Origin of the sequence: Gaoshiqia sediminis (assembly GCF_025907915.1) — a bacterium.
GTDB lineage: Bacteria > Bacteroidota > Bacteroidia > Bacteroidales > Prolixibacteraceae > Gaoshiqia > Gaoshiqia sediminis.
The window spans coordinates 1-24,927 of record NZ_JAPAAF010000007.1 but is presented as its reverse complement, the minus strand read 5'-3'; the positions used below and the strand labels follow the sequence as shown (position 1 = coordinate 24,927).

19 protein-coding genes are annotated in these 24,927 nt (G+C 49.8%); 5 read left to right on the top strand and 14 right to left on the bottom strand.

Features of this window, described 5'->3' with window-relative positions; all coding sequences use genetic code 11:
- Window positions 1-2: 2 nt before the first annotated feature.
- The 9 genes from mvaD to N2K84_RS06945 all read right to left on the bottom strand — a co-directional run bounded on the left by mvaD (window position 3) and on the right by N2K84_RS06945 (window position 12,163).
- Window positions 3-1,046 (bottom strand): diphosphomevalonate decarboxylase, encoded by a 1,044-nt coding sequence (gene mvaD, locus N2K84_RS06985; RefSeq protein WP_282591074.1) that lies wholly within the window; start codon window positions 1,044-1,046, stop codon window positions 3-5.
- A complete protein-coding gene (locus N2K84_RS06980; protein ID WP_282591073.1) occupies window positions 1,036-1,962 on the bottom strand; it encodes a GYDIA family GHMP kinase in 927 nt (308 codons plus the stop codon). Before N2K84_RS06980 ends, mvaD begins: the two co-directional genes overlap by 11 nt.
- Entirely contained in the window at window positions 1,949-3,271 is a 1,323-nt protein-coding gene (locus tag N2K84_RS06975) for a hydroxymethylglutaryl-CoA reductase (protein WP_282591072.1), read from the bottom strand. The genes N2K84_RS06980 and N2K84_RS06975 overlap by 14 nt, the downstream gene beginning before the upstream one ends.
- Entirely contained in the window at window positions 3,261-4,268 is a 1,008-nt protein-coding gene (locus N2K84_RS06970) for a beta/alpha barrel domain-containing protein (protein WP_282591071.1), read from the bottom strand. Before N2K84_RS06970 ends, N2K84_RS06975 begins: the two co-directional genes overlap by 11 nt.
- Before the next feature lie 83 nt (window positions 4,269-4,351).
- A complete protein-coding gene (locus N2K84_RS06965) occupies window positions 4,352-5,506 on the bottom strand; it encodes an acyl-CoA dehydrogenase family protein (RefSeq protein WP_282591070.1) in 1,155 nt (384 codons plus the stop codon).
- Between the two features lie 18 nt (window positions 5,507-5,524).
- On the bottom strand, window positions 5,525-7,501 hold the full coding sequence (locus N2K84_RS06960) for an acetyl/propionyl/methylcrotonyl-CoA carboxylase subunit alpha (RefSeq protein WP_282591069.1): 1,977 nt from the start codon (window positions 7,499-7,501) through the stop codon (window positions 5,525-5,527).
- A gap of 18 nt (window positions 7,502-7,519) precedes the next feature.
- Window positions 7,520-8,338 carry an enoyl-CoA hydratase-related protein gene (locus N2K84_RS06955; RefSeq protein WP_282591068.1) on the bottom strand — a complete coding sequence of 273 codons (819 nt, stop codon included), beginning with the start codon at window positions 8,336-8,338 and terminating at the stop codon, window positions 7,520-7,522.
- A 3-nt stretch (window positions 8,339-8,341) separates the two neighbouring features.
- A complete protein-coding gene (locus N2K84_RS06950) occupies window positions 8,342-9,907 on the bottom strand; it encodes a carboxyl transferase domain-containing protein (RefSeq protein ID WP_282591067.1) in 1,566 nt (521 codons plus the stop codon).
- A 300-nt stretch (window positions 9,908-10,207) separates the two neighbouring features.
- Window positions 10,208-12,163: a glycoside hydrolase family 127 protein gene (locus tag N2K84_RS06945; protein WP_282591066.1), complete on the bottom strand. Its 1,956-nt coding sequence runs from the start codon at window positions 12,161-12,163 to the stop codon at window positions 10,208-10,210.
- A 166-nt stretch (window positions 12,164-12,329) separates the two neighbouring features.
- On the opposite strand from N2K84_RS06945, the gene gpmI reads away from it, so the two are divergent.
- Entirely contained in the window at window positions 12,330-13,859 is a 1,530-nt protein-coding gene (gene gpmI / locus N2K84_RS06940; protein WP_282591065.1) for a 2,3-bisphosphoglycerate-independent phosphoglycerate mutase, read from the top strand.
- 71 nt (window positions 13,860-13,930) lie between these two features.
- Entirely contained in the window at window positions 13,931-14,509 is a 579-nt protein-coding gene (locus N2K84_RS06935; protein WP_282591064.1) for a DUF3109 family protein, read from the top strand.
- Window positions 14,510-14,526: 17 nt separating this feature from the next.
- Here the strand turns inward: N2K84_RS06935 and N2K84_RS06930 are convergent, their stop codons facing one another.
- Window positions 14,527-14,931 carry a VOC family protein gene (locus N2K84_RS06930; protein ID WP_282591063.1) on the bottom strand — a complete coding sequence of 135 codons (405 nt, stop codon included), beginning with the start codon at window positions 14,929-14,931 and terminating at the stop codon, window positions 14,527-14,529.
- Window positions 14,932-14,957: 26 nt separating this feature from the next.
- The gene (locus N2K84_RS06925; RefSeq protein ID WP_282591062.1) at window positions 14,958-15,602 is read right to left on the bottom strand and encodes an HD domain-containing protein; all 645 of its coding nucleotides are present in this window, start codon (window positions 15,600-15,602) and stop codon (window positions 14,958-14,960) included.
- Between the two features lie 135 nt (window positions 15,603-15,737).
- On the opposite strand from N2K84_RS06925, the gene N2K84_RS06920 reads away from it, so the two are divergent.
- Window positions 15,738-17,390 (top strand): AMP-binding protein, encoded by a 1,653-nt coding sequence (locus N2K84_RS06920; protein WP_282591061.1) that lies wholly within the window; start codon window positions 15,738-15,740, stop codon window positions 17,388-17,390.
- A gap of 217 nt (window positions 17,391-17,607) precedes the next feature.
- Here the strand turns inward: N2K84_RS06920 and tnpA are convergent, their stop codons facing one another.
- Window positions 17,608-18,072: an IS200/IS605 family transposase gene (tnpA, locus tag N2K84_RS06915; protein ID WP_282591060.1), complete on the bottom strand. Its 465-nt coding sequence runs from the start codon at window positions 18,070-18,072 to the stop codon at window positions 17,608-17,610.
- A gap of 1,037 nt (window positions 18,073-19,109) precedes the next feature.
- Between tnpA and N2K84_RS06910 the strand changes: the two genes are divergently transcribed.
- Window positions 19,110-19,862 (top strand): DUF6261 family protein, encoded by a 753-nt coding sequence (locus N2K84_RS06910; RefSeq protein ID WP_282591059.1) that lies wholly within the window; start codon window positions 19,110-19,112, stop codon window positions 19,860-19,862.
- 153 nt (window positions 19,863-20,015) lie between these two features.
- Window positions 20,016-20,606 (top strand): hypothetical protein, encoded by a 591-nt coding sequence (locus N2K84_RS06905; protein ID WP_282591058.1) that lies wholly within the window; start codon window positions 20,016-20,018, stop codon window positions 20,604-20,606.
- A 307-nt stretch (window positions 20,607-20,913) separates the two neighbouring features.
- Here N2K84_RS06905 and N2K84_RS06900 read toward each other — a convergent pair whose 3' ends face one another.
- Complete coding sequence (locus tag N2K84_RS06900; protein WP_282591057.1) at window positions 20,914-22,287, bottom strand: dipeptidase; 1,374 nt, start codon at window positions 22,285-22,287, stop codon at window positions 20,914-20,916.
- Window positions 22,288-22,390: 103 nt separating this feature from the next.
- Window positions 22,391-24,559 carry a YccS family putative transporter gene (yccS, locus tag N2K84_RS06895; RefSeq protein WP_282591056.1) on the bottom strand — a complete coding sequence of 723 codons (2,169 nt, stop codon included), beginning with the start codon at window positions 24,557-24,559 and terminating at the stop codon, window positions 22,391-22,393.
- Between the last annotated feature and the right edge of the window lie 368 nt (window positions 24,560-24,927).

Genomic DNA, 24,927 nt, shown 5'->3' with positions numbered 1-24,927 from the left:
GATCATACTTTTACAGGCCCCATACCAATGCGGTCGTCCAGCCACTTACCGTCTTCCAAAAAAGTAAGTAACTTGTTTTGGATGAAGGTATGTACTGCGTTCCGGTGTTCGTCCCAATACAGCAGATGAATATTCGGGCCGGCATCAATTGTAAATCCAACCGGCAAGCCGGTTTCCTCCCGAAAAGAGCGAATTTTTTCAATGATGTGAAGACTTTCGGGTTTCAGCAAAACAAACGATGGTGTTGAACTCATCATCAGGGCGTGCAGACTGAGTGCCTCGCTTTCCACAATTTCGAGAAAACGAAGGCGGTCATCGGTTTGCATCACTCGCAGCAAGCTTTCGATATTATTGTTGGCCTGTTGAATACGTGCATCCCGGAAAGGATGGTTGTTCATCAACTCGTGCCCGGAGGAGCTGGACACTTTCTTTTTGGCCGAATCGACCAGCAATACCGCATCGCACAAACGAAAATAGCAATCGTGTATGTTGGTGGAAACCGGCAAAGCATAACAATCGGTTGAGCCACGCAAGGCCGCCGACTTTCCCCACCAGGCAAAACCAGGATAAACCGATCGGGAGGCGCTCCCGCTTCCCAAACGGGCCAGCCGCGAAGCGGTTTGTATAAATTGTTCAGGTTCCTTTTCAGCTCCTGTAAGCCGCTGATCCAATTCGGCCAAGCACAGCGCCAGCGCCCCAAAAGCCGATGCCGATGAGGCAATTCCGGCAGAATGCGGAAAAGTATTTTCGCTTTCTATCCGGAACGAATAATCGTTGATCCAGGGAATTTCGATGGAAAGCGTATCCAGGTATTTCTCAATCCGGGCCGCAAAAGGAGAAGGTTCTCCTTCAAATAAAAAGGTCAGGCGCGGTTGAGATATTGGCAATAATTGAACGCTTGTGCGTGTTTGTGACTTCTTTAAACTAAAACTCAACGAAGGGTTCATCGGCAATTGCTGCGGCCTTTTTCCCCAGTATTTTACCAATGCAATATTTGAGGGACAAGCCCAACTGACCTGTAAATTACTCATTTTCTTATCGTTCATTTAAAATCAATTCATTCCACGAAAAGATGGTCTTCAATCCTTTCGTGTTGAAATAGTTTCGAACCTCCGTTTCACCCAGTTGGCTGGCCACCAAATAAAAGTCGCCACCCCAGGCACCCAGCGATTTCACCTCGCCATCAAAATCAGCGAAATAGGTTGACTTGACAGTTGGTATGCCCAACAAACCGGAAACCATCTTTTCGTGCTCGGTTATTATCCGCTGAAAATCAGGCAGGTACTTTGCCCGGGAAATTTGCCCGGCCAGTTGGCTGATTTGATCCACTTCGTTTTGGTGCACCACCTTTTCAATTAAAAACCGGCCCACCTCGCTGCGAGTACTTTTTTTCGCCCCGGAATAAACAAAATAGAGCCGGTCCGAAAAAGGGTATTCAAGATCGACCGGTTCCGGCGCCTGATTTTTCTGATAAAAAATCGGACCATCAGCCATAGCGCAGGCAATGTCAAATCCGCTTCCCCTAAAAATCAATTCATTTAATTTAAAAGCATCCACCCCCGCCCAGGCGGCCAGGTTGGCAACCAGCGTGCTGCTGCTGCCCAGTCCCCAAGCGCTGTTAAACTCAATGCGGGTTTGTATTTCCAGCGAACTGCCGGTTTGAAAGACCGGATTGAGCTGATGAATTGTCCGGAAGATATCCTGCAAAACCAACGCCTTGTCGTTGTCGGAGCTTTCCAAAATTGTATAATCGGGCAGTTGCAACTTGCACCAAAACCACAATCCTTCGGGCGAAAAGGCCTTCCAGTTCAGCATGTTCTTTTCTGTTCCCTCCGAAACTGTCATCCACTGGCCGTATTTCACCGGCAGCGCCAGTGCTTTAGCGCCATGCAGCACAACATATTCGCCGGTAAGCAACAGCTTTCCGTGAGCATAAAAAGTTTGAGTGTTAGTTGCGTTCATGTTTCAGGAATTTCTCCACCTCGGCAAAACTCACGGGCCGATTGTGAAAATAAAGGCGGGCGGCTTGTTTTTGTTCATCGGTAACCTGAAAACTGTTCAAAATATTGCTCAGGTGCATCTTCATGTGGCCCTGCTGAATGCCAGTGGTAACCAGCGCCCGAACAGCCGACCAGTTGGAAGCCAGTCCGGCAACTGCCAGGTATTGCATCAGTTCTTCAGCCGATGGTTTTTCGAGTATTTGCATGGCCAGTTTCGCCAAAGGGTGCAGGGCAGTCACACCGCCAACCACGCCCACGGCAAGCGACAATTCCATGGAAAAGATAAACTTCCCGTTGTCGATCCGGGCCTCGCTCAGCCCGGCATATTTCCCGTTACGGGCGGCAAAGGCATGTCCGCTGGCCTCGATGGCGCGAAAATCGTTCCCGGTGGCCAGCGCCAACGCATCCACCCCGTTAAAAATACCCTTGTTGTGGGTCACAGCTCGCGACACGTCTTCGCGTGCAATATGCACTGCCTGCACAAATTTTTCGGCAAACTGCACTGCTCCGCTTGTGTCGTCCGTTTCAGAAAGGTCTTCAACCGGGCATTCCACCCAAACTTTCACCCGGCTACCGGGCACATAGTTCGACAAAATGGCCATGATGATCTCGCAGTCCTGTTCTTCCTCGTTCCAATCAACCTGATCAGCCAGCCAGTTTTTCAGGCTTTTCCCGAATTGCTCCAGGCACGAGTTGATGAAATTGGCCCCCATGGCATCGCGCGTTTCAAACGACACGTCGAGCTGGTAATAATTGGGGAGAATTTCCGGTAAATGTTTTAATTCGATGCCCGTAATTCCCCCACCCCGTTCTTCCATCTTTTGGGTGAAATGGGCAACTTCTTTTAGCAATCTTTTTTTTATTTTAGGGAAAGAACGTTGAAGCGTTTCCGGATTTCCCTTCCACGAGAAATGAAGCTGGCCTTTTTTTTCGGTACCGATCACCTGGGCATGGAATCCGCCGCGTTTAGCCCAAAAACCTGCCGCCTTAGCCAAGGCAGCCACCACCGAGCTTTCCTCTGTCACCAGCGGGAAAACCCGGAATTGCCCGTTCACCAAAAAATTGGGCGCTATCGTAAATGGAAGATGATAATTGGAAAGGTGATTTTCGCTCAGTTCATCCAGGATGTTCTGGAGGCCTTCATTTTTCAGTTCGAATGCAACCAGGAATTCAGCAGTTCCAGTACTGAGCCCCAGCTGATCTGTCAGCCAGTCAATTTTTTGCGCTTTGCTGAGTTTTGAAAATCCCGCTATCAGTTTATTATCTTTCATAATCGGGGTTCAGCCGTAAATAAGTTTGTGCCAAACGATACGCTTTCAGCTGGTTTTCAATGTACGTCTTTAAAGTTTCGTAGTCGCCGGTGGCGTGTTTCAGTACCGACGAAGCCATACCGTAAACAGCAGGTAACCGGCTGAGCGAAACCAGGTAATAACCGTCCAGGTATGTTTTCAAGCCGCCGGAAATGATCAGCTGTCCACAAACAGGCTTCGTTTCATCCAGCAGCGAGTTGATGTCGTTCACCATTTGCCGGGCGGTTTGCCCCACAAAAGCGAAAGGTTCGAAGATTTCGCGGTTTCTCGGATCATCGCGCATCAGTTCCAGCCGCGAAAAATTGGTACCTCCGTACGCACCAAACTCAATGGCCGCCAGCGGAAGCTGCAACAGTTGTTTCAAACTTTCGCGGCCCATTCCTTGTCCCACTTCTTTCACGATGAGCGGCACATTAATTTTTGCCAGTAGTTCCTGAATGGTTTCGAGCGGCGGTTGGGAGATGAGGTCGCCCTCTGGTTGAAAATATTCCTGAAAAGGATTGACATGCACAATCAGGCCATCTGCCCGCAGCTCGCCAACCAAATCAACAATGGCCTGTTCCTTTTTTTCGTATAAAAGTTGCTCCACCTGTGCCACGCCCAGGTTAGCCCATAAAGGTGCATCCGGCCCGATTTCGTCGCGAACGTCAAAATCTTCCCAATGGGTTTTGTCGAACAGGATTTTACGGCACGAACCCAGCCCCATTCCCAAGCCGAACTCACGGCAGGCACCGGCAATATTCCGGTTGATGGTTTTGGCCACGCCGGTACCGCCGGTCATGCTCGACACCCAGACCGGCGCCTTCATCCGCTTTCCTAGAAAAGGAAAATCAGGCGTTTTCCCATCGGGATGCGCGGCCAACAACGGTTCGTAAATAAAGCGTGGATCCTGCTCCGAAATGCCGGTTTTGGAATCAAACGCCAATTGTATATGTTCAAGTTTGCGGTCTTTGTCCATAAAATCAGGTAAAAAGGTAAAAGGCAAAAGTAAAAAATACCACTGCCTATTCGTCAATATAAGTTAAATATTGAAAGAAGTACCTACTTCAGTACATCCCGCGAAATGACCATCCGCAGTACTTCCGAGGTGCCTTCGCCAATGGAAAGCAGGCGCTGGTCGCGGAAGAAACGTTCGATTGGATATTCATCATTGCGAAAAAAGCCAGCGCCGCCAAAGATTTGCAGAGCTTCGCTGGCCACATCGCTGGCCACCTGCGAACAATACAGCTTGGCCATGGCCGATTGCGTACCAAACGGCTCGCCGTTGTCTTTCAGCCAACAGGCGTGGTACAGGAAAGTGCGGGCCGTTTCAATCTTCATGGCCATGTCGGCCAGCCGGAAGGCTACCGTTTGAAATTCGGAAATGGCTTTCCCGAACTGCTTGCGTTTTTTGGCAAACGACACGGCCATTTCGTAAGCGCCCTGTGCCAGGCCAAGCCCCATGGCAGCAATCGACAACCGACCTGAATCGATAGTTTTCAGCATGATTTTTATACCCTGCCCACGCTCACCCAGTTGGTCCTCTGCCGGAATATGGCAGTCCTTTAAATAAACCATCCCATTATCGGCTGCCCGCCACAGGAACTTCTGCTTCATAAATTCGCGGGTGTACCCCGGCGTTCCTTTTGATACCAGAAAGGCGGTAAATTCTTTTTTTCCGTCGGGACGCATACCGGTTTGGGACACAAAACTAATCCCAGAGGCCATATCAGAGGCCGCATTGGTGATGTATTTTTTATGGCCATTTACCACCCAGCCACCGGTTTTTTCTTCGGCGATGGTTTCCACTCCCTGGGCATCCGAACCGGCATTTTCTTCGGTGAGGCCAAAGGCCCACAGGTTTTGCGCGGTACACAAATCGGGCAGGTATTTCTTCTTTTGCTCCTCGCTGCCAAACTCCAAAATGGGGCCAACCCCCAGCGAGTTGTGCGCAGCCAGCGTGGCAGCCACCGAACTGTCAATACGAGCAAGTTCCTCCACGGCAATGATGAAGGACAGGTAATCGCTGCCCTGCCCACCATATTCAACCGGAGCCTGCATCCCAAAGATGTTCAAACTATGCATGGATTTAATCAAGTCGGCCGGAAACTGTTCCAGCGCTTCAAACTCGCCAATAACCGGTTTAATTTTCTCTTCCGCAAAAGCCCGAACTTTGGCCCTCACTTCCTGATGTACTTTTTTCAACAGTGCATTCATATAGGTTTTGTCTTTTCTTTAAGATTCCAGATCGACCAATATCTCCTTGTCCTGAACAATATTGCCTTTTGATACATGAACGGTTTTCACCACAGCATCAACCGGGCTTTGTATGGTAAATTCGGTTTTCATCGATTCAATCACCAGTAAATTTTGCCCTTTAGTCAACCGGTCGCCCGGCACCACCAACACGTCGATCACCTTTCCGAACAAATCGGCAAAAATCTGCGATTGTGCTTCACCGTTTTTGTCACCTGTTTGCCTTTTCAGTTTAATTTGATCCGGAACATGCCTGCTTTTCAGTTCAAACTGGCAGGTTCCGCACTGCACCAGCGTGGCTCCCGGGGCATCTACAACAAAAACAAGCTGTGCCTCCCCGTTTCGCTTCCATGCAAGTTGGTTATTACTGAAAAGAACATCAGACAAGACAACGGGTTCATTTTCGAACTTCAACAAATAACAATTGTTTCTTTTCTGAAAAGTCAGTTTATATATTTTATCGTCATTTTCAATGCAAAAAGAAGGAAGTATCCGCCAATACCCGGCGTGCCCCCAACGATCTGCATGGAGGTCAGGTCTGTAAAAATGGTGCAAGACATACGCGCCGAGCAAAACGTCAACCGGGACCAGCTTTTTGTGGTCTTCCATTTCATTTAAAATCGAAAGAAGTTGGTCCTCCAGGAAACGGGTATGAATCGAATTGTTCCGGAAAGCTTCCGACCTAACCACTGACCAAAGAAACGACTGGTTGGTTTTTATGCCGCCAATCAACAGCAACGACAGGGAATTTTCCATAGCAGCCAGCGCCTCCGCACGCGAAGGGGCATGAACAATCAGCTTTCCAAGCAGAGAATCGTAGGCCGGTGAGATGGCCATCTTGTCAACCAAAAAGCTGTCCCAGCGAACCTGTTCCGGTACCTGGAGCGCCAATACATTCCCCGACGATGGCACAAAATGATGCTCCGGGTCTTCGGCGCAAATACGAACTTCGAGGGCATGCCCGGTTTGGGTAATTTGCTCCTGCAACAATGGCAGGCCATTCCCGGCAGCAATTTCCAGCTGCCATTCCACCAGATCCAGCCCGGTAATTGCTTCTGTAACCGGATGCTCTACCTGCAAGCGCGTATTCATTTCCAGGAAATAACAGTTTTCGTGTTCATCCACCAGAAACTCGATGGTGCCCGCCCCCCGGTAATTGACTGCTTTGGCAATACGCAACGCGTACTCATAAAGCTGTCTTTTCAATCCAGCAGAAACGGATGCAGCGGGCGCTTCCTCTATCAGTTTCTGGTAACGGCGCTGGATGCTGCACTCGCGTTCAAACAAATGCACAGCATCTCCCATTCCATCGCCCACCAGCTGTACTTCGATGTGGCGGGCGTGTGGCAGATACTTCTCGACAAATAGTTCACTGTTGCCAAAATACTTGCTCGCTTGTCGTTGTGCTCTCTGCAAAGCGAGTGGCAAATCGTCAGCCTTTTCGATGATCTGCATGCCCTTCCCGCCGCCGCCAGCCGATGCTTTCACCAACAAGGGGAACGGCAACGAAACCAGCTCCCTGATAATATCGTTCACGGCCCCATGCGCACCCGGAATAACCGGAACGCCCATGTTTTTGACGAAATTAATAGCCTGCGTTTTTTCACCCATCAGGCGAATTTGGGCGGGAGTGGCCCCGATAAACGCCAGGCCTGCTTCTTCCACCCGGTGAGCAAAGGCCGCATTCTCCGACAAAAATCCGTAGCCGGGATGAATGGCCTCAGCTCCGCATTGAACGGCCAGTTCAATCAGTTTTTCCTGATTGAGATAAGTTTCAGCCAATACGGAACCGGGCAACAGAAATGCTTCACCGGCCAGTTGCACATGCAGCGACTGCGCATCATCTGCGGCGTAAACAGCCACAGTTTTAATGCCCAGCCGGTGGGCCGTGCGAATAATCCGGACCGCAATTTCGCCCCGGTTGGCAATCAGTATTTTATGGAATGTCTTTCTCAAAGCTTGAGTGCGTTTCTTTTATTGTTTGTGCAAGCCGGTCAGTAACGATGCTCCCTTCCAGTCGGGCTTGCGCTTTTCCAGGAAGGCGCGCAGTCCCTCCTGCCCTTCGTCCGAGTGCACCAGTTCGGCCAGTACCGCGGCCGTATATTCGCTGCTGTCAAGGCCAACTTCACCCGTTTCAACTTTCAGGATCAACTGTTTGCAAGCTTTCAGCGCATTGGGCGAAACGGCCTTTAACTCACCGATCAGCTTGTCCACTACTTCCATCCGCTTTCCATCTTCCGCGAGAAAATCGACCAGCCCAATGGCGTGGGCTTCCACCGCCCCAAAACGTTCGCCCGAGAACATCAGCTTTTTCAGGTGTTGAGTGGACAACCGCCTGGCCACAAACGGCAAAATGGTGGCCGGGATAATCCCAAGTTTGACTTCGCCAAAAGCAAATCCGGTTGATTTTTCGGCCAAGGAAAAGTCGCAGGCGGCCAGTAAACCATTAGCCCCGCCCAGCACGTTGCGATGGGCTGCAGCAATAGTTATTTTAGGGAAGGTTGCCAGCTTTTTCATCAGTTCGGCCATGCGCAGAAACTCCTGCCAGTTTTCGGCCTTACCGCGATCAACAGCCCCGGCAAACCAATTGATGTCGGCGCCCGCACAAAACGATTCCCCCTCACCGGCCAGCACCACAAAATGCACCATTTCGTCTTCGGCCAGATGATCCAACACGGTATGCAGTTCTTCAATCATTTCGGGATTAAGCGCATTGTGCTGTTTCGGGCGGTCCAGCAAGATGGTTGCCTGTACGCCTGATTTCTCGAGTTTGATGTATTTAAATTTTTCCATGCATTACATTCTGAAAATGCCGTAGCGGGCTTGGTTAACGGATTGGTTGAGGGTGACCCAAAAGGCCAGCCCCAGGATATCGCGCGTATCGGCAGGGTCAAGGATGCCATCGTCCCACAATCGGGACGAGCTAAAGTAGGCCGTGCTTTCGCGCTCAAACTGCTCGATTAAGCTGTTGTTTTCGCTGCTGCCTCCAATGTTTTGGAGCACACCGGTGGCCTGTTCCCCGCCCATCACCGCAATGCGGGCATGTGGCCACATAAACAGAAAATCAGGATCATAGGCACGTCCGGACATCGCGTAGTTTCCGGCGCCAAAGGAGCCACCAATCACCACTGTAATTTTCGGGACGGTTGAATTGGCTACCGCATTGATCAGTTTAGCGCCATCGCGTGCAATGCCTTCGTGCTCGTATTTTTTACCAACAATAAAGCCGGTAATACTTTGTAGAAATAACAACGGAACCTGCCGCTGGTTGCACAGCTGGATGAAATGCGCCCCTTTCCGCGCGCTTTCTGCTGTCAGAAAACTCTGGTTGCCGAGGATCCCCACCGGAATTCCTTTGATACGGGCAAACCCCGTGATCAGTGTTTTGCCGTAACCGGCTTTGAACTCCTGAAAATCGCTGCCATCCACGAGGTGTTCGATCACCGCCTTCACATTGACGGGCTTTTTCAGGTCGGTGGAAAGATATCCGTACAGGTCCTCAGCCGAATAAAGCGGGTCAACCGGATCTTTCAGGTCGATAGCCTGCTTCATGGGTTTTGGTAATCCGGCCACCAACTTACGGCAAATCGCAAGTGCGTGTTCGTCATCATCTGCCAGGTGGTCGGCCACGCCCGAAATTTGGGTATGCACATTGCCTCCGCCCAGCTCTTCAGCCGTTACTTCCTCGCCGGTTGCTGCCTTCACCAAGGGCGGACCCCCAATAAAGATGGTTCCCTGGTTACGAACGATGATGGTTTCGTCGCACATGGCCGGCACATAAGCGCCACCGGCCGTGCAGGAGCCCATCACCACTGCAATCTGTGCAATGCCTTCAGCCGATAGTCTGGCCTGATTGAAAAACACTCTGCCAAAATCGAAACGGTCGGGAAACACGTTGGCCTGTTCAGGCAAAAAGATGCCGCCCGAGTCCACCAGATAGATGCAGGGTAACTTACTTTTAAAGGCAATTTCCTGCGCCCGCACATGCTTTTTGATAGTTTCGCGAATGTAAGTGCCGCCTTTCACGGTAGCATCGTTGGCCACAATCATACACTCACGTCCCGCAACAACGCCAATGCCGGTGATAATCCCGGCCGATGGAAACGCATCGTCATACTGCCCGTAAGCAGCAAACGACGACAACTCGACAAATGTTGTTTTAGAATCCACCAACAGATCAATCCGCTCGCGTGCCAGCAACTTGCCCCGCTCGCGGTGCTTCTCCACCGCTTTGGCCGGGCCGTGTGAGCAAACAGCTGCCACCCGATGGCGAAAATCATCGATGACCAATTGATAGTCAGCTTGGTTCATCAAAAAAGAAGATGATTTTTCAACGCCCTGATTTTGTTTGATGTTCTCCATTTGATCGTTAAACAAATATAGATTTGAAAATCTCTTATTACTACAAAAAACCGGGACATAAGTTCATCAGGATGCCTTTTTTTTTGCTCATGAATTTGATTAAATACGAAAACTAATTTCAGTCATACGATTGCCGTTTTCCGATCCGAAGAAAAAAGTTGAAAGAACCATCCTTCCTTTGTTGTTTGTCTGCAAACAAGTGAGGGCCTGACCTAAGTCAAACCCTCACTCAACCAGGCAGTTTTACAATTAGCGTGCAAGCAGCCTGTTGCGATCATTTTACAGATCGATCGTTTTCGATTATTTTTCAGGCAGCCAAACCTTCATTTTGTTGGCGCCGCGGTTGTTCCAAACGTAGTAGGGAATCGCCGTAAAAGCATCGCCAGAGGAATTAGATGCGGAAATAACTTCAACCCCACTCAACAGCTCAGGTCTGTAACTGGCGGCAAAGCTGGTTTCGGAGGAAATACTTAACTGGTCCACATCGGCGTTGTCGGCGCCTTCCACGCAATAGACAACCGGGCCGCGCTCGATGGCCACTTTCCCCCGGTTTTCCTCAACCAATTCGTTGGCTTTCACCTTGCGGATTTCCATTGGAAGGGAGTATTCCACTACATCTCCCTTCTTCCAGCTGCGGTTCAGCACAGCATAACCGTTTTCGTTTACCACATCCACCGCTTCGCCATTCACTTTTATCGTTACCGGTGAACTTGTTTCTCCTTCATAGCGGTACAAATTGCCGGGTACCGGTTGGTTTTGTGCCCATCCGGGGATGCGCAGGTGGAGCGCAAAGGCAGCTTCTCTTTCAGGCGAAACATCAATCTTCACATCCCCGTTCCAAGGGTAGGCAGTTTGCTGGGCCAGCGCCACCGAAGTACCGGTTACCTTCAGGTTGGTCGCACTTTGGATGAACAGGTTCACATACACCTTTTCGTCGGTTTGGGCATAGATATAGCCTGGCACCGAAGGCATGAAACGGCATAGGTTGCTGGGGCAGCATGAGCAGTCGAACCAAGGTTCGCGGGTGAGGCTGCCGCCACTGTTGAAGTGGTAGTGCATGTCGCACTCCAGCGGGTTAGGATAGAAAAAGCTTGTTCCATCGAGGGCAACACCCGAAATTACCCCATTGTACAGGCTGCGTTCCAGCACATCTATGTATTTCGAATCACCGTGCAACAGAAACATGCGATAGTTCCAATACACGTTAGCGATGGCGGCACAGGTCTCGTTGTAGGCCGTCAGATTGGGCAGTTCATAATTTTCGCCAAACGCTTCGCCGTCGTGTCGGGAACCAATTCCTCCAGTGAGGTACAACTTTTTAAACACCACATTTTCCCAAATCTTGTCAACAGCATTTTTATAGGCGGAATCATTGTACAAGGCGGCAATGTCGGTCATTCCGGCATACATGTAGGCTGCGCGCACAGCGTGTCCCACAGCCTCTTCCTGTTGGGTCACAGGCAGGTGGTCCTGATTGTACGGCCCCCACAATTCGCGTTTGGTGCTTTCGCCCCGAATGTCGAGAAAATGGCGGGCCAAGTCCAGGTATGCTTGTTTCCTGGTGATGAGGTACAATTTGATCAATCCGGTTTCTACAATTTGGTGCCCGGGAACCTGGTTGTTATCTTCCTTTCCAAAGACGCTCACCAGCAAGTCAGCATTTTTAGTAGCAATATCCAGGAGGTTTGTTTTTCCGGTGGCATGGTAATGGGCGGCGGCAGCCTCAAACAAGTGCCCGCTGTTATAAAGTTCGTGGCTCGAGGCCAGTCCTTCCCATCGATCGCCGGGCGGGCACCACGAGGCAGGCGACTGGGTCGGGTCGATGGTTTTCCAGGTGGTCAGGTAGCCATCCTCCTCCTGACCAATAGCAATCAGGGCGATCACTGAATCCACATACGCATCCAGCACAGGGTCGGGTGTAGTGGTCAGCGAGTAGGCCGCCCCTTCGATAATTTTATACACATCGGTATCGTCAAAGGGCATTTCGCCTTTGGTGGTACCCTCCATCATGCCACCCGCAATCAGGAAATTATCCATGCGGCCCATCTCTTCACATTTGGCAAAAGAGGCCGGAATGGTGGCTGTCCGGTTGGTTTCGATTTTGGATGACCAGAACTGGTCGCTCAGGTGTACTTCATTAAAAGGTACACCTTTAATCCGGTAGTCGGCAGTGGTTGCGGATTCGTCCGTTTTGGGTTGCGCACAACTGAAAAACAGGCCCGCCAAGAGGATCGGGATTAGGTTTTGTCGTTTCATTAGCATCGGTTTGTTTCTTTCAAAAGTACAAAATACTTTTTAAGACCGTATAACGTATCAACGAAACATTAAATCTGAACATTCCGGCATTCCTTATTTTTAATCCTTCTAAAAAAAGGATAATTTTGTGCGGCAAAAAGTTAATGACTTAAAAACGACATACATTATGGCTGTACAGAAAACACTTTTGATGATCCTTGACGGATGGGGAATCGGCGACGGTTCGGAACGCGACGTGATTGCATCGGCACCAACACCATTTATGGATTCGCTGCTGAAAGAATATCCTAATTCACAACTGCTTACTTCTGGCGAAAACGTTGGTTTGCCCGACGGACAAATGGGCAACTCGGAAGTTGGGCACCTGAATATTGGCGCCGGTCGCGTTTTATACCAAGACATGGTGAAAATCACCAAAGCGATCCGCGACAAATCGCTGTGGCAAAACCCGCAGTTGCTGAAAGCCTACAACTACGCCAAGGACAACCATAAAAAAGTACACCTGATTGGTTTGATTGGCCCCGGCGGGGTGCATGCACTGAGCACACAAATGGTTGCTTTGTGCCAAATGGCCACCGACTTGGGGCTGAGCGATGTGTTCATTCACGGCCTGACCGACGGTCGCGACACCGACCCCCGCTCGGGATACGGTTTCCTGAAAACCGACCTGGAAGCGTTGCAAGGAACAAACGCAAAATTTGCCTCCGTTATTGGCCGCTATTACGGCATGGACCGCGACAAAAACTACGACCGTTTAAAACTGGCCTACGATCTGTACACTAAAGGTGAAGGCACCAAATCCACTGATTTGCTGGCTTCTATCCAGGCATCATATGAGGCCGGGGTGACCGACGAGTTCATCAAGCCCATTGTGATGGTGAAAGAGGACGGCAGCCCGGTTGGCCTGATTGAAGAAGGCGACGTGGTGATCTGCTTCAACTTCCGCACCGACCGACTGCGCCAAACCACCATTGCCTTCACCCAGGAAGACCTGCCGGAGTTTGGCATGAAAACCATGGACCTGCAGTGGTACACCATGACCAACTACAAAGCCGACTTCAAAAACGTAAACGTCATTTTCGACAAAGAAAACCCCACCAACACGATGGGAGAAGTGGTGTCGAAAGCCGGACTGAAACAAATCCGGATTGCCGAAACAGAAAAATACGCGCACGTAACCTTCTTTTTCAGCGGTGGTCGCGAAGCCGAGTTTGAAGGCGAAAAACGCATCCTGATCCCTTCACCAAAAGTCCCGACATACGACTTCCAGCCCGAAATGTCGGCCCCAAAAATTAAGGACGCCATCATTCCCGAGCTGAAAAAAGGAGAAGTTGACTTTGTTTGCCTGAACTTTGCCAATGGCGACATGGTTGGGCATACCGGCGTTTACGAAGCCATTTATAAAGCCATTGAGGCTGTTGATCAGTGCGTGAAAGAAGTAGTGGAAGCCGCCCGCGCCAACAACTACAATGTGCTGATTATTGCCGACCACGGAAATGCCGACAATGCGGTGAACCCGGATGGATCGGCCAACACGGCCCACTCGCTGAACCCGGTACCGTGCATTTATGTGAGCAACGATAAAAACCTCAAAATCAGCAATGGTATCCTGGCCGATGTGGCTCCGACCCTGCTTTCGGAAATGGGACTGGAGATCCCGGCAGAAATGACCGGTAAGATTTTGATTGAAAGATAATTTGTCAATAATATTGATAAGGCTGTCCCCAAAATATGTGTCCGGGACAGCCTTTTTTATACTGAAAACCTATGCTGGAAATTGGTAAAGCCATTGTGAGTTTTGATGTACTGGAAGAGCATTTTCTGTGCGACCTGATGAAGTGCAAAGGCGCTTGTTGTGTAGAAGGCGACTCGGGCGCCCCGTTGACCCAAGAGGAGGCGCTGACAATTGAAAAGATTTATCCGATTGTGGAGCCTTACATGACCCGGGAAGGCAAAACGATGGTTGAATTGCAGGGGACCTCGATGGTTGACAGCGATGGCGACTTGGTTACCCCGCTGGTAAACAACCGCGAATGTGTGTTCACGTTTAAAGACGAGCAGGGCATCACCAAATGCGCCATCGAAAAAGCTTTTCTCGACGGGAAAGTGGATTTTCGCAAACCGGTTTCCTGTCACTTATTTCCAATCCGAATTACCGAATACAAGCGCTTTGACGCGGTGAACTACCAAAAACTGGACATCTGCAAGCCGGGCCGGGAATGCGGCCGGGCACAAAAACTACCGCTGTACCAATTCCTGAAAGAGCCGCTAATCCGCAAATACGGCAAAAACTGGTACGAACAGCTGGAATATGCGGCCAAAGAAAAGCCGTGGGAAGAGCGGTAATACCTCGGTAAAAAGACTTAGTGATTATCGGGTTTTGCCATCAATTCAACCCGGTTGCCTTCCGGATCGAGGATCACTGATTCGTAAAAGCCATCGCCGGTAGTGCGTGGCTCGCTTACTATTTTGAACCCGTCGCGGCGAAGCTCTTCGGTCAACTCATCCACCCGTTGCTTCGATCCTACGTTTATGGCAAAATGAATCAGCCCGGTGAATTGTTTCCTGGGATCGTTCTTCGACTGCGGGATGCCGGGCATGTGCATCAGTTCGAGAGAGCAATCCCCGTCGAAGGTAATGAAGTACGATTTAAAATCTTTGGTATGGTTATAATAACCATCATTAGAACTGGCATCAAAATAATGGATGTAAAAATTGCGCATCCCCTCCAAATCATTGGTCCAAATTGCAACATGTGAAATCTTCATACTCCGCTACTATTAGTGTGTACCCTTCAATTCAAATTCCATTCATGAAAAAACTGCGCCAGGTACTGCTCCATAAATGCATGTCTGGCATCGGCCATCTTTCTGCCGGTTTCCGTGTTCATCCGGTCTTTCAGTAAAAGTAATTTTTCGTAGAAATGATTGATGGTTGGCGCCGACGTTTTTTGATAAGCCGCGAAACTCCGGTGTGATTCGGGATCGATGCCCGGATCGTAAATCAACCGGTTATTATAGCCACCGTAAGTGAAAGTCCGGGCAATGCCGATAGCCCCAATGGCATCCAGGCGGTCGGCATCCTGAACCACCCCGGCCTCCAGGGTGGTGGGCGTGGTGTCAACTCCGGCCCCTTTAAACGACACTTCGCTGATGATTTGCCAAATCTGCTCAATCTCCTTTTCGGGCAGGCCCAGCTTTTTCATCCAACAGACCGCACGCGGCTCATCTTGCCCGTTTGGCCCCAGCTTCCAGTCGTCCATATCGTGAAGCAAGGCAGCCATTTCCACCAAAAAAAGATTGGCCTTTTCCTTTTTGGCAATTTTTACCGCCAGTTGCCAAACCCGGTGAATGTGCCACCAATCGTGCCCGCTGCTTTCTTTCTCAAATTTCAGCCGGACATACATGGCTGTTTCCTGTATGTAAAATAGCTTTTTCATGCTTGCATTAAAGCTACACAATTCTTCTGACTGCTAAAACATGTTAAAAAAACATCCGTGTGTCACAGATTTAATTATTTTTGCTGATCAATTATGCTTTTCCTTTGTTTTAAAGGAAGTTAGGAGCTTGAGAATATGGGTGGAACAAGAAAATTAACCTTGCCGGTGATGTTGCTGGCGAGTTTTGAACGATTCAAAAACAATAACTCGCTGGTTTTTGCAGGCGAGAAAGCCAAAACCTACGGCGAACTGAAGTCGGACGTTGAGCAATTAGGAAATCAACTGCGGATGATGGGCATTCAGCGTGGCACCAAAGTGGCCATTTTGAGTACGAATATGCCCAATTGGGGGGTTGCCTTTTTCGCGATTGCATCGGTGGGAGCCGTGGCCGTTCCCATTTTGCCCGACTTCCATACTAACGAAATACGCAACATCCTGCAACATGCCGAAGTGGAAGCAGTGTTTGTTTCGGATAGTCTGATGAGCAAGTTGGAGCCCGAAGAATACCCGTTGATGAAAATCATCCGGATCGAAAACTTCCGGGAAATGAACAGCGAAGATTACCCGTCCTTCTCAACAAATGAACGTTCGGTGGCCTTCGAATACGAAAATGTGGAAGAAGACGATTTGCTGTCGATTATTTACACGTCGGGCACAACCGGCAAATCAAAAGGCGTTATGCTCACCCATAAAAACGTTGTGTGGACAGCCCAACAAAGCCTCACCTTTCAATTTATCGATCCAACCGACCGGTTTTTATCGGTACTGCCGCTTTCGCACACCTTCGAAAATACGCTGGGACTGATCTTTCCGATCATGCATGGTAGCTCGGTGCATTACCTGCGCAAAGCGCCAACCGCCCCGGTGTTGTTGCCAGCTTTACAGCAGGTGAAGCCAACCATCATGCTGGTGGTGCCGCTCATCATCGAGAAGGTATATAAAGGCAAAATCCTGCCGCAGATCAACAGTAAGGCCATTACACGCAGTTTATTTAAAATAAGGCCTTTCCAAAAAATACTGAGCCGCATCGCAGGCAAAAAGCTGTATCAGACATTTGGCGGCGAACTGAAATTTTTCGGTATCGGCGGCGCCAAGCTCGACGACCAGGTGGAGCGTTTCCTGATGGATGCCAAATTCCCGCTCGCTATTGGTTACGGTCTTACCGAAACCTCTCCCCTGCTGGCCGGCGCGGTGGGTAAAAATGTGCGCTACCTTTCTACCGGTGTTCCGTTGCAGGGCGTGGAATTGCGCATTACCAACGCCGACCCAGTAACCGGCGAAGGCGAGGTACAGGCACGCGGCGAAAATGTGATGAAAGGCTACTACAAGGAGCCTGTCCTCACTACCGATGTTTTTACCGAAGATGGCTGGTTCCGCACCGGCGACCTGGGCAAGTTCGACAAATCCGGCTTTTTGTACATCAAGGGCCGCATCAAAAATATGATTGTGGGTGCCAGCGGCGAAAATATCTACCCCGAAGAAATCGAATCGCTCATCAACCGCATGGAATATGTGCTCGAATCGCTGGTGGTACAGCAAAAAGGGCGATTGGTAGCGATGGTACACCTGAACATGGAGGAGATTGAGCAGCGCATGAAACACATCCGCGAGATGCACGATGAAGCTGTTCAGAAAATCAACAGCCAAGTGGATGAAATCCTGAATGAAATCCAACAGCGGGTGAATGAAGAAGTAAACAAATTCTCGCGGATCCAGGTCGTTGTTCTGCAACCGGAACCCTTCGAAAAAACACCCACACAAAAGATCAAACGTTTTTTGTATTATTAACGGAAAACTGAAGTTTATAATAACACAGGAGTCCCCGGTTGCTTTGCGCGATCGGGGATTTTCAATGTTGTCCTACTCTTCGGAATGTTCCCAAACCGGGCGGCGGCTGGATCGGATGCAAATCCTGACCAGCTACGGAAGTAATTAGCAGCAGCGCTGCGGGATATTTATAGATAAAATTCACCATTGTAACAAAAGGTGCAGCGCACCGAAACCACTAATCATCGAAAAAATCAAACAAGTAGTTGTCGTTATATGGTATATCGTTTTTATGCAGTATTTCTAAATATTCCTCCCTGAACGATTTCTTTTGGTGGTGTTTTTCCTGGCTCAACACATATTTTACAACCGTATCTATTTGTGAATTTGAATGCGTAAATGCCCCGTACCCTTTTTGCCATTCAAATTTAGATCGCGATAAGTTGTTTTGTTTGATCCATGCGTTACTCGATGTTTTAATGTTTTCCACTAAATCAGGGATGAGTTGGTTTAAGTGATAGCCTATAAAAATATGAATATGGTCGGGCATGGAGCCAATTGCCAGCAATTTATGATTGTTGTTTTGTATAATCCCGGTAATGTATTTTTCCAGTCCAGCGGCCCAGGTTTTGCCAATCAGGGCATCACGGTTTTTGGGCGAAAACACCAGGTGAAAATAGGCTTGTGAATAGGTATTGGCCATTCTATGATTGTTTAAAATGTTATCGGTGTCTACAAATGTTATCGGAGCGCTGCACCTTTCCCCTATGCTATGCCCATAAATCTACAAATATCCCGGTGCGCTGCACCTACCCTACTCCAAATTTACAAACTACAAATGTAACGGTGCGCTGCACCTCATTTTTACGTGGGTTCTGTATTTCTACAAATGTATCGGTGCGCTGCACCTTTCCTCTATGTTATGCCTATAAAGCTACAAATATTACCGGGGCGATGCACCTACATTCATGTCCTAAAAATCTACGAATATCACGGGTGCGATGCGCCTTGCTTTTTGTGTTTTACCCGATATAACCCGACAATTATGAGCAGCAGCGCTGCGAAATATTTGTAGCTACTGCGGGATATTTGTAGCTGCGGATGTAGCGCAAACAAAGGTGCAGCGCACCGAAATAGGAAACGTCAAAAAAAATCAACGTAGGTTACCGGTGTCTTGCACCTCATTCAATTCATCCATTTTTACTACCGGTTTCCCTACCCTTCGGGAATGTTTCTAAATCGGGCGGGCGGCGGCTGGATTGGATTGGTAAATCCTGACCAGCCTGACGCGCGGCAGGGTTCCGCAACACAACTAGGCCTTACCGCTGACGCGCGGCGAGGTTTCGCAACGCAACAACGGCTTCCCCCGGAGCTGTGGCATGGGGTCGAAACGCAACACGGGCCCGCCGCGCATCAAAGGCATGATCTCTCCTTACAACAAGACCTTGCCGCGCATCGGTGGCAGGGTTTCGAAACCCAACAATGGTATGCCGCGCTCCCATGGCAAGCTTTCGAAAAACAACAGGCGAGTCGCCCGGGGCAACGGCAAAACATCGGGGCCCAACACGGGCATCCTACCAGATCAAATTCAACTTATATTCAGCAACAGTTTTTAAAGTCTTGACATGGGTTGCAGGTTTCCGTAAATTTAATCGCGTAAAATAACCGCAAGCTTATTTCAACACCCAATAGCGAAATAGCTTCACAAACAACAAGATTAATTTTTAAACAAAACAAACGATGGATTTTATTCAAACAACCTACCTGGCGCGAATGCGCAACAACGAACATTACCAGTTTATGAGCGACGTGGCCAATGCCATTAACAAAGCTACGCCGGCTGCTTTGCAACTCGACAGTGTTTATCCCGTTTTCACGGCCGCACTTGCCCGGTTAAACGCCACCCTGCTGATTGACCAGGGAAGTGCAACAACCGAACAAATCACCGCGATGGATGTCACGCGCGACCGTACCTGGAGCGCATTGAACGAACGGATGAAATCGTCGTTGCTCAGCCCCATTGAGGCCGAAACAGAAAGCGCCAAGGCGGTAAAACGTGTGCTCGATTTGTATGGAAACGTACGGAATCTTTCGTACAACGAAGAAAGCGCCGCGATTACCAACTTGGTTGAAGACCTGGAAAAACCACAAAATGCAGCGCATTGCAGCACTCTGGGCATCAGCGGCTGGGTGGCCGCGCTGAAACAACAGAACCTCGATTTTCAGGCCCTGATCGATTCGCGCAACATTGAACTGGCCAACAAGGACAGCGCCGATGTAAAGAAAGTACGTGAGGAGATTGACCCGGTTTACCAAAACATCGTGAAACGAATAAATGCCCAGGTTACGCTCGAAATTGGGACGGCCGTAACCGAAACGTTTATCCGCGAACTGAACCAACGCATCAAGTATTACAACGACACCCTGGCTGCCCGGGCCGGCCGTGCAAGTACAGCACAAGCCGACACACCCGCCGAACCGGTAACGGAATAAGCAAAACAAATTCATGGCAGGCGCGGGTCTGCGACCCGTGTCTTGCTTTGAAGAAGCAACAGTTTGCCCCGACAGGCAAGACACCGATTAAAATATAAGATAATTTTGGGGTGCAGATAACAGAGTTATGGGCTATAATGAAAACTAAAGAGAATGGATACGCTGTCAAGTATAAATGAAATAAAAATTGCGGTTCAAGAATATCGTGAACTAAAAAAAGAACTTAAAAGGAAAAGGACTAAACTTAATTCTTTGACAGCAAAGTATTCTTTTATAGACACAATGCAATCTACTGACGTTGATGATATTGAATTGGAAAATAATGTTCTTGACTTATTGATGAGTATCGGATATAATACTCAAAAGCCAAAAGAAAAAAGAGACTTAGACGGATATGCAACATATAATGGAGAAATGATTGGCATTGAAGTTAAAAATTCTACTGGAATTAGTGAAAATGAGATGTTTCAAGGATTAAAATACAAAGGTAGGAATGACCGTAAAGGACTTGAGACAAAAACGACTTTGATTGTTTGGAATAATGCGAAAAGTAATCAGGAGTTTGATAGCTTTCGCATCGAAGATGCAGAGATTCATAAATACGGGATAATAACAACCAAAGAACTTGTGAAAGGATTCATAAAGGTCATTAACGAAAAAATATCTGTTCAAATATTTCATACAATATTGACAAAGGAAGGACAGATAAAATTTTCAAACAAAAAAATAAAGGAATTGGAATAGTGCCGTGTGCTCGTTGAGCCCAGCCAGGGAAGGCTGAGTGAAATGTGGACTGGCGAGGAAGCCTAAATTATCTGCAAAGTAGCAAGGCGCATATCCAATTCCTATTATATGAAAATATGAAATTACAGCCCATAATAATTGCAAATTGCATTGCGGGGACAGTGGTATGCGTTGTCTCTGCTCCTTTCTTGACCGTCATGTCCTACCGGACACTGACGCTCTTCTAAACCCGGCCCTTCAGGATATGTCGAGAGCTGCAAACGGCTGGTCAGTCCGGCAGCTGCCGTACTGACCAGCCGGGGTTCAATTACACCTCACTCATCTCCGCAAAATACTTATAAAACAAGGGGATGGTTTGGATGCCTTTGTAGAATTGCTCCAATGGGAAATTTTCGTTGGGTGAGTGGATGGCGTCCGATTCCAGACCGAAGCCCATCAGGATGGATTTGATGCCCAGGATTTGCTCGAAGGTGGAAATAATAGGGATGGAGCCTCCGCTGCGGAAGGGTACGGGCCGCCGTCCGAACACATCCACATACGCTTTTTCGGCAGCCTGGTAGGCTGGCAGGTCGATGGGGCAAACGTAGGCCTGTCCGCCGTGCAGCGATTTCACCTCCACCTTCACCGATTTTGGGGCGATACTTTCGAAATGCTCTTTGAATAAAACGGCAATCTTTTCGTGATTTTGGTTGGGCACCAACCGGGTGCTGATTTTGGCAAACGCCTTGGAAGGCAGCACGGTTTTGGCGCCTTCGCCCGTGTAGCCGCCCCAGATGCCGCAAACATCGAACGATGGGCGGATGCCTGTACGTTCGGTGGTGCTGAAACCTTCTTCACCGGCCAGCTCTTCCACGTCGATGGCCTTTTTGTAGGTTTCCGGGTCAAAGGGGGCTTCGGCCAGCAGGGCGCGTTCCTCTGCTGATGCTTCCAACACATCGTCGTAAAAGCCGGGGATGGTGATGCGCCCGTTGTCGTCAATCATGCCGGCAATCATTTTCGATAGCACATTGATCGGGTTGGCCACGGCGCCGCCAAACAAACCCGAGTGCAGATCGCGGTTGGGGCCGGTCACTTCCACCTGCCAGTAGGCCAGTCCGCGCAGGCCGGTAGTGATGGTGGGCAGGTCGGGGCGGATCATGGTGGTGTCGGATACCAGAATCACATCGGCTTTCAGCATTTCCTTGTGTTGTTCGCACCATTTGCCCAGATTGGGCGAACCGATTTCCTCTTCGCCTTCAATCATGAATTTCACGTTACAGGGAAGCGTATGGGTGTTCACCATCATCTCAAACGCTTTGGCGTGCATCATGCCTTGTCCTTTGTCGTCGTCGGCGCCGCGGGCCCAGATTTTGCCGTCGCGGATTTCGGGCTCAAAGGGGGCCGATTTCCACAGTTCGAGCGGCTCCACCGGCATCACATCCATGTGACTGTACACCAAGACGGTGGGTTTCGCGGGGTCGATCATCTTTTCGCCATAGGTAACCGGGTTACCATCGGTCTCAAAAATTTCGGCTTTGTCGGCACCCGCTTTCAGCAGCAGTTCTTTCCAGTATTCAGCGGCCTTGTACATATCCGGCTTATGCGCCGAAACCGAGCTGATAGAGGGAATCCGGATCAACCCGAACAATTCTTCCAGAAAACGGTCCTTGTTTTCTTCGATGTATTTTTCAATGTAGTTCATCAATAAAATTTTAAAGTTTTCAGTTCCTGTAAAAATAAGACTTTCCGCTTAAAAGAACGGAGAAAATGGAGTTGGATTGAATGCAGGACGGCTGCAAGCGGATTCAGGGCTGCTTTTTCTCCGACTGAAACAATACCGACCGCTCGATTATTTTCAGCGAAACTTCGGCAATATGATACAGCAGGGTGAGTTGCTGGCGGAGAACTCCCACCTGGGGGGTTGCCGTTTTTTGACCGATGAACAATAGAATGCGCTCAACAGATTGTCGGGTACCTTCTTTCTGCCGGGATTGAGAGCAATCCTGCAAAATTTCGAGTAGTTGACCGGCTATTTCCGGTATTTCGTCATTTTTCCCGCTTTCCTGTTCGCGGTGGGCGCCAAAAGCCGAAAGGTACGACAGCAGGGCATGGTTCAGGTAAGTGAGGGTGAAAGCCTGCTCCCGAAACTGCCGTCGTTTGCGGGGCTCCACCTGCATATCCTGCCAGGCCAGCACCAGAGCATTGTCGGCGCGATGGGCTTCCCGGCGGGCAATGCGGTAGTTCAGATCGTCGCCGGGAGCAGGTTGCCGGTATTCGCGAATGATGGCCCGAAAGTAGGCGGCGTTTTTATCCAAAGCCTCAGCCAGCAGTCCGGGCATGCGTTTGTGTTGCCAGTCGGGCCAAATGAAACGTACGGTGATAAAAGCCAGCGCCGACCCGATGAAGGTATCCAGCAGACGGGGCAGCATCACGGCCACTCCTTTCCCCGCAATCAGGTTGAAGGCGGCCAGCACAAAGATGGTGATGAAGATCACCGAAACGGAGTAATTGCGCCGCAGCCACACGAAAAAAGCAAAGGCTGCTGCGAGCATCAGCAACAACTGGCCAGGCACGGTAGGGAGCAGCTGAACAACGAGCACCCCGGCAATCACCCCGGTGAGGGTGCCCAACATGCGCTGAAACAGGCGGCGGCGGGTTTCGCTGTAGCTGGGCTGGCACACAAACAAGCTGGTCAGGATAATCCATTCGCCTTTGGAAACATTAAGTCCTTCGGAGATGGTAAAACCGATCAGAAAACAAATGCTGAGGCGGATGGCGTGGCGCAGGCGCGGATGGTTCGGGTTGAGCTGGTCTTTGAAGCGTTGCGTCAGGGAGCGTTTGTCCTTGGCCAGGCGAGGTGTCGGACTTTGCTGTTGCCTATTGTTTGCTTGCTGAAGCGCGGTATTGGAGCGCGAGAGGTTCCGGACCAGCAGCACCAACGGATGGGTTTCATCGGGTTGGTACTTCTCCAGCTGGTCGTTCAACGCCTTCACCGACCAGTTGAGCGAAACCGGATGCCGGTAAGGCTTTCCGGAAAGCAGGCTTGCGGCAAACAGGTGGGTAGCCCCCGCCAGCTGGTGCAACAGTTGTCCAATCCCTTCCAGCAAGGCCTGGTTCAACGGGTCGCGGCTAAGCAGGTCGTAACGCTCGTGGCTCGATGCGGCACGTTCGTGCAGGCCCTGGAGGAGCATAAAATGATGCAGGTAGGGTTTCAGGGGCGTTTCATCTTTCAGGGCGTCGCCGTAAGTGTTCAGCACTTCCTTGCAGCGGTCGAGCGCTTCAACCAGTTCCACATTCAACAAGGCCAGCCGGTTTCGGATTTCGCCCTGTCGTTTTTCATCGCTCGGGAACAAGTTCGCCTTTTCTTCCATGTATGCCGATAAAGCCTGAAAGCCCCGTGCCAGTTGTTCTTCCAGCAATCGCCACGGACGGTAGTACAACAACGCCAGGGAAATGAGCCCGTAAAACAAAGCACCTCCGGAGAGCAAAACAGGCTGCCAATGCCAGGAAGAACTAATTTCGGTACCCAACATCGTGTACAGGCCCACCAGCAAGGCACCAAAAGTTACTCCCCGGTAGCGTTCGCCCAAGCCGCCAATCAGCAAGAAAAAGATCGTCGATACAGCGAGTCCGAGTCCCAGCAGAACCGGCCAGGGACGAAGCAGTTCCACGGCAAGACTCGAAATACCAAAGCTGACCACTTTCAGCCCCAGCGATTTGATACGTCCCTTGGGATGATCGTCGGTTTCGGAAAGGGCGCCGGTCAGCGCGCCCAGTGCCAGGGTGACCGCGAAAAAGGATTGTCCTGCCAGGACAAAAGGCACCGCCAGCAAAGCTATCGACATCGTCGCCTTTGCGGCCATCAGCCGATCGGGATTGCTCCAGAACGCGCGATGCAGGGGCTCGTACCATGACTGCCCGTTAATCCACGACCGAAGTTGCAAGTGCGGAAAGCTGTTTTTTCTTTTTTTCATCGTATCGTAAAGAGTGCAAGTGACGATAAAATTAAGAAATACTTTGGTGGAAAGAATAATCAGTCCAACCGGTTCCAAGGAAATCGCTTTTAAAATATAGTTCTACCCTTCAATGCACATGTGCCTCAAAAGCTTCCATTGCCTGAGTCATTTCCGGTAGGTGCAGGATAAGTTAATATGGGCTTTCCGCGTGGCTATGGCATGTTGGTCACGACGTGTCGTGTCCGTACCTGGCTTTCCCGTTTTAGGGGGGTTCGGATTTTATCCGGCGTGTAAGAGGCTGTCTCAAAAGAGTTCAGTCTCTTTTTTTATTTTGGGTTTTCAAGTCAAAAATCAGCGAAGGGCATCACATTTTTCAATTTTTACTT

Coding starts and splice junctions, on each gene's coding strand:
- N2K84_RS06925 (WP_282591062.1), bottom strand. CDS start 15,602: ATGAAAAAGCTATTTTACATACAGGAAACAGCCATGTATGTCCGGCTG.
- N2K84_RS06970 (WP_282591071.1), bottom strand. CDS start 4,268: ATGGACAAAGACCGCAAACTTGAACATATACAATTGGCGTTTGATTCC.
- gpmI (WP_282591065.1), top strand. CDS start 12,330: ATGGCTGTACAGAAAACACTTTTGATGATCCTTGACGGATGGGGAATC.
- tnpA (WP_282591060.1), bottom strand. CDS start 18,072: ATGGCCAATACCTATTCACAAGCCTATTTTCACCTGGTGTTTTCGCCC.
- yccS (WP_282591056.1), bottom strand. CDS start 24,559: ATGAAAAAAAGAAAAAACAGCTTTCCGCACTTGCAACTTCGGTCGTGG.
- N2K84_RS06965 (WP_282591070.1), bottom strand. CDS start 5,506: ATGAATGCACTGTTGAAAAAAGTACATCAGGAAGTGAGGGCCAAAGTT.
- N2K84_RS06910 (WP_282591059.1), top strand. CDS start 19,110: ATGGATTTTATTCAAACAACCTACCTGGCGCGAATGCGCAACAACGAA.
- N2K84_RS06935 (WP_282591064.1), top strand. CDS start 13,931: ATGCTGGAAATTGGTAAAGCCATTGTGAGTTTTGATGTACTGGAAGAG.
- mvaD (WP_282591074.1), bottom strand. CDS start 1,046: ATGAACGATAAGAAAATGAGTAATTTACAGGTCAGTTGGGCTTGTCCC.
- N2K84_RS06955 (WP_282591068.1), bottom strand. CDS start 8,338: ATGGAAAAATTTAAATACATCAAACTCGAGAAATCAGGCGTACAGGCA.
- N2K84_RS06975 (WP_282591072.1), bottom strand. CDS start 3,271: ATGAAAGATAATAAACTGATAGCGGGATTTTCAAAACTCAGCAAAGCG.
- N2K84_RS06900 (WP_282591057.1), bottom strand. CDS start 22,287: ATGAACTACATTGAAAAATACATCGAAGAAAACAAGGACCGTTTTCTG.
- N2K84_RS06980 (WP_282591073.1), bottom strand. CDS start 1,962: ATGAACGCAACTAACACTCAAACTTTTTATGCTCACGGAAAGCTGTTG.
- N2K84_RS06920 (WP_282591061.1), top strand. CDS start 15,738: ATGGGTGGAACAAGAAAATTAACCTTGCCGGTGATGTTGCTGGCGAGT.
- N2K84_RS06950 (WP_282591067.1), bottom strand. CDS start 9,907: ATGGAGAACATCAAACAAAATCAGGGCGTTGAAAAATCATCTTCTTTT.
- N2K84_RS06930 (WP_282591063.1), bottom strand. CDS start 14,931: ATGAAGATTTCACATGTTGCAATTTGGACCAATGATTTGGAGGGGATG.
- N2K84_RS06905 (WP_282591058.1), top strand. CDS start 20,016: ATGGATACGCTGTCAAGTATAAATGAAATAAAAATTGCGGTTCAAGAA.
- N2K84_RS06945 (WP_282591066.1), bottom strand. CDS start 12,163: ATGAAACGACAAAACCTAATCCCGATCCTCTTGGCGGGCCTGTTTTTC.